This is a genomic window from Geminicoccus flavidas, assembly GCF_009806515.1.
In the GTDB taxonomy this organism is placed as follows: Bacteria; Pseudomonadota; Alphaproteobacteria; order Geminicoccales; family Geminicoccaceae; genus Geminicoccus; species Geminicoccus flavidus.
On record NZ_WUJP01000882.1, the window covers coordinates 1 to 4,629 of the forward strand.

5 protein-coding genes are annotated in these 4,629 nt (G+C 65.6%); 2 read left to right on the forward strand and 3 right to left on the reverse strand.

The genetic code is table 11. From position 1 onward, the window contains the following. Together EQG76_RS25130 and EQG76_RS25135 are read right to left on the reverse strand one after the other, a co-directional pair. A partial coding sequence (locus tag EQG76_RS25130) for a calcium-binding protein (RefSeq protein ID WP_321573509.1) occupies positions 1-957 on the reverse strand: 957 nt, incomplete at its 3' end. A 501-nt stretch (positions 958-1,458) separates the two neighbouring features. Then, a complete protein-coding gene (locus EQG76_RS25135; protein WP_159717400.1) occupies positions 1,459-2,388 on the reverse strand; it encodes a calcium-binding protein in 930 nt (309 codons plus the stop codon). A gap of 317 nt (positions 2,389-2,705) precedes the next feature. On the opposite strand from EQG76_RS25135, the gene EQG76_RS25140 reads away from it, so the two are divergent. Beyond that, positions 2,706-2,927 carry an AbrB family transcriptional regulator gene (locus EQG76_RS25140; RefSeq protein ID WP_159717402.1) on the forward strand — a complete coding sequence of 74 codons (222 nt, stop codon included), beginning with the start codon at positions 2,706-2,708 and terminating at the stop codon, positions 2,925-2,927. Between the two features lie 103 nt (positions 2,928-3,030). On the opposite strand, the gene EQG76_RS25145 is transcribed toward EQG76_RS25140, so the two are convergent. Then, a complete protein-coding gene (locus EQG76_RS25145) occupies positions 3,031-3,663 on the reverse strand; it encodes a TetR/AcrR family transcriptional regulator (RefSeq protein WP_159717404.1) in 633 nt (210 codons plus the stop codon). Positions 3,664-3,784: 121 nt separating this feature from the next. Here EQG76_RS25145 and EQG76_RS25150 point away from each other — a divergent pair. Next, the coding region (locus EQG76_RS25150; protein WP_159717406.1) for an NAD(P)/FAD-dependent oxidoreductase at positions 3,785-4,629 on the forward strand (845 nt) is incomplete at its 3' end.

Genomic DNA, 4,629 nt, shown 5'->3' on the forward strand with positions numbered 1-4,629 from the left:
GCGGGTGAAATCGAGGATCATATCGTCGGCCTCGGTCACCGTGGAATCGGAGATGCTCTGGAAGCCGTCCGAAGAGGCGAACCAGACCCCGAACAGGTCGCTGCCGCTGCCGCCGGTGATGAGGTCCTGGCCGCTGCCGCCGACGATCTTGTCGTCGCCCGTGTTGCCGTTGAGCAGGTCGTTGCCGCCTCTGCCCCACAAGATGTCGTCGCTGGCCCCACCGCTGACCTGGTCGTTGCCGCGGCTGGTGTCGATGAAGTCGTTGCCGGCGCCGCCGCGCACCACGTCGTCGCCCTGCCCTCCGTTGATCCGATCGTTGCCGTCGCCACCATCGACCGTGGCCGAGGGGTAGGACGAAAGATCGATATCCTCCTCACCTAGGAAGATATCGTCGTCGCCGGTGCCGCCGTAGATGGTGCTCTTGCTGTAGGCGGCGATGATCTGGTCGTCTCCAGCGCCGCCGTACAGCATGTGCTTGCCCTCGGCGACGATGTGGGCTTCGCCTTCAGCGGTGATGTAGTCGTTGCCCTCCTGGCCGAAGATCGTGTCGCTGCCTGGACCACCATACAGCCGGTCATCGCCCTGCCCACCCTGCAGGCGATCGTCGCCGGCCCCGCCATGCATCAGGTCAACGCCGATGTCGCCCTGCAGCAGGTCGTTGCCCTGGTCGCCCCAGAGCGCGTCGTCGCCCCACCCGCCCTGCAGCGTGTCGTTGCCGGTCCCGCCGGTCAGGCTGTCGTCGCCTGCATCGCCCAGCAGGCGGTCATCACCGATCGAGCCCTCGATCAGGTCATTGCCGCTGCCACCATGAGCAAGGTCGTCGCCCGGGCCAAGGTCGATCACGTCGTCGCCGCCCAGGCCGCGGACTTGGTCGTCCCCTTCCAAACCAGCCATCCAGTCGCGGCCACTGGTCCCTTTGAGGAGATCGTCATTGATCGTGCCGGTCACCACCGCCATCTGCGCTTGCTCCTAGAGGTAACCGCCTTGGTCAGAGCCTCGGCTGGCAAGATGAACATGTCTGGTAGTTCATAAAATGATCAACGTTCCTACACGCCGTAGGAGCTGGCAGATCCTCCTCTGCGGCTGGAACGTCACAGCGCCGAAACGTTTGTCGGCCAGGGCCAGGTGCCGCCCCACCCCATATCCCCGCCCCAATCCGCCATAACTTCTCACCATGAGCATAGGCCGGGCCACGGCTGGGCTTGCGTGATCACTGCAGCCACAGGGTTAGGCCGGTGGCACCGCGGTGCTGTGCGGCGCCGCGGTGCAGGCTGGACCGCCCGCTGGTCCCGAGCCGGGCCGCTGGGCGGGCGGATCATGACCAGGTCGCGCAGGTGAGGGACAGGCTCACATCTCGTCGAGCCGCACCACCTCGTTGGTGATGGAGGTGATGCCGAACAAGGTCACCGTGCCGCCGGCAAAGCTGCCGGCGATCGTGAGCTGCAGCGAGGCGGCGGTCTACCCGTCATAGGTCGCGTCCACCACGAACGCGAGGCTGTCCTGGTCGTTGATCAGGCCGTCATTGTTGCTGTCGAGCGGGTCGATGTTGTCGTAGAATTGTAAGGTGAAGCCGCCCAGGTCATCGACCACGAGGTTCGAGCCGACGACGCCGCCGGAATAGATCGCCCCGAAATAGTAGATATCGGAGCCGGAACCGCCGACCAGGATGTTGTTGTTGTGGGTGCCGGATGAGGTGCCGATCAGCTGGTCATCGCCTGCACCGCCGAACACGACATCGTCGCCGTCCATGCCTGTCAGGTAGTCGTTGCCGGCGCCACCGTAGATCGTGTCATCGCCAAGTTGGCCCAACACGCTGTCGTTGCCGGCGCCGCCGATCAGAATGTCGTTGCCAGCTTCGCCGGAGATGGCGTCATCGCCGGCGCCGCCATCCAAGCGGTCGGCGCCTTCGCCGCCATACACCTTGTCGTTGCCAGCCTCACCCCGGGCATTGTTGCCTGTCTTGCCGCCATAGATGGCGTCGTCGCCGGTACCGCCGAAGATCGTGTTGCGGCTTTCGGGCTGGGCCGGAAACTCCCAATCGTCGCCGCCGTAGATGATGTCGTTGCCGGCGCCGCCATACAGATGGTTATGGCCACCCGAGCCGACGATGTAGTCGTTGCCGCCATCGCCGTAGATGTGGTCGTTCAGGCCGCCGCCCCAGATCTGATCATCGCCGGTGCCCCCGTGCAGATCCTGGTTGCCATAGCCGCCGATGATCCGATCGTCGCCGGTGCCGCCATAGATCGTGCTGTCACCTTCACGGCCGAGGATGGTGTCGTTGCCACCCCGCGCAAAGATGATGTCGTTGCCGCCCAGGCCGTCAATGGTGTCGTCGTCGTTCGTACCTTTGATGAGGTCGTTGCCCGTCGTTCCTAGAATATTCGCCACTTTAGGTCCCCAATGATCGTTTGCCGGGACTGCGGGCTCATTTGTTGCTTATCTTCCTGCGAGCCTGTCCGATGCTGGAGGAGCATGGCGAGGCGCGGTAGCATGTCTATATTTAATAAATATTTTAACTACTATCCATGTCGCAGGTGCGGTCGCACCGTTCCCTGAGGCGTGAATGCCACAGCACCGGGAGGAGGCACCTCCACCCCATGTCGCCGCCCCGATCGGTCATAAAACCGCACCCGGCCAACCAAGCGAGCAAGAAGATCACTCTGGACCGCGTGCCGTCACTATGCAGGTCATGACGGAGCACGCGCATGATCGAGCTCAAGCTGCGCAGGTTCGCTCGCCGGGTGTCGCTGCCGGAAGAGGCGATCGCCCGGCTGCACGCGCAGGAAGGTGCCGTGCTGTATCTGGCCGAGGTGCAGGGCGACGGCTACCGGGTCATGCCGCATGATCCGGGCTTTGTCGGGAAGATGACGAAGACCCAGGACATCATCAGCCGCTACCGCAACACGCTGCAGGCCCTGGCCAGGTAAGCCGGTCTGGATCGGAGGCTGAAACCCTGGCGCGGCACGACCGGCTGCTGACCCGGGATGGCGGCCCGCCCGGCGTGTGCGCGGGTCCGGGCGCATGCGGCGCTCACCGCATCCTTGCGATGCGCTGGAAGGCCTCGACCTCGCCGGGCTGCGGTGCCTGGCCGGTGAAGCTTTGGACATAGTCTGCCGTATAGCGCAGGCGCTGCTCGCGCGGCTCGTTCAGCTCCAGGGCATAGTAGCCGATCTGCATGAAATAGAGCACGCGTGCCCGGATGAAGGCGCCGGTCTCGTCCCAGCCATGGCGCCGGTAGAGCTGGCTGATCGCCTCGACCCGGGCGTCATCCTCCGCCCGGACGATGTTCTGCAGCTCCGGCGAGCGCCTAGCCCAGGCGCGGATCGCGAAGTCGAGCCGCGGATCGAACGGGGCACCGTCGACCCAGCATTCGAAGACATGGAGCACGCCCTCGGTGATCGTCCGGGATGGCCGCCTGGCCTGGGTGACGATGTCCTGGGTGTTGGTCTCCTGCCAGGAGCGCACGAGTTGGTCGAGCAGCTCCTGGCGGTTCTGGAAATACCAGTAGAAGCTCGAGCGGGACACTCTGAGCTGCCTGGCCAGTGGCAGCACCTTGACCTGGTCGACCCCGGCCGTGATCAGGGCGGACCGCGCGGCCTGCAGCCAGTCTTCCCGCGTGACCCGCGTCTGGGGAGAAAGCGTGGTGCCGCCGCTGCTCGTCATCCGGGCTGATTAGAGTGCCGGGCGTCGCAACGCCACGGCCCTGTCTTTCCGTACAGTCCTGTCTAGGCACTGCCCGCCGGTTCGGTTAGCCATGTTGGATCGGGAACACGGGGGGTGGCGGATGAGGTCGCACTACCGGGTCGTGGTGATCGGCGGCGGCATCGTCGGCGCGAGCGTGCTCTACCATCTGACCAGGCTCGGCTGGCATGAGGTGGCGCTGATCGAGCGACGCGAGCTCACCGCGGGCTCGACCTGGCACGCCGCGGCCGGTTTTCATGCCATCAATGCCGATCCGAACATCGCTGGCCTGCAGGACTACACGATCAGGCTCTACCGGGAGCTCGCCGGCGAGACCGATCGGGCGCTGGGCCTGCACGTCACCGGCGCCATCACCTTTGCCGGCACGCCGCAACGCTGGGCATGGCTGCAGGCTTCACTCGCCCTGTTCCGCAGCATCGGCCTGGAGGAGGCGCGGCTGATCTCGCCGGACGAGATCGAGGCGCTCTGCCCGATCGTCGACATCACCGGGATTCATGGCGGCCTGTGGGATCCGAACGACGGCTACCTGGACCCGTACGGCACCACCCACGCCTTTGCCGCAGCGGCCCGCGCGCGGGGGGCGGAGGTCATCCTGCGCAACCGCGTGCTGGAGCTGCAGCCACGGCCGGACGGGCACTGGCAGGTCGTGACCGAGCAGGGCACGATCATGGCCGAACATGTGGTGAACGCCGCTGGCCTCTGGGCCAAGCAGGTGGGGCTGATGGCCGGGGCCGACCTGCCGGTCACCCCCATGGAGCATCACTACCTCGTCACCGAGCCGATCCGCGAGCTGGTCGACCTGGACCGGCAGATCCCGACACTCGTGGACCTGGAAGGCTTCACCTATGCGCGGCAGGAGGGCAAGGGCCTGCTGCTGGGCGTGTATGAGCGCAACCCGAAGCACTGGAACGTCGAGGGTGCGCCCTG

Excerpts from the sequence above, each read along its gene's own strand:
- EQG76_RS25145 (WP_159717404.1), bottom strand. The coding sequence starts at position 3,663 with ATGACGAGCAGCGGCGGCACCACGCTTTCTCCCCAGACGCGGGTCACG.
- EQG76_RS25140 (WP_159717402.1), top strand. The coding sequence starts at position 2,706 with ATGATCGAGCTCAAGCTGCGCAGGTTCGCTCGCCGGGTGTCGCTGCCG.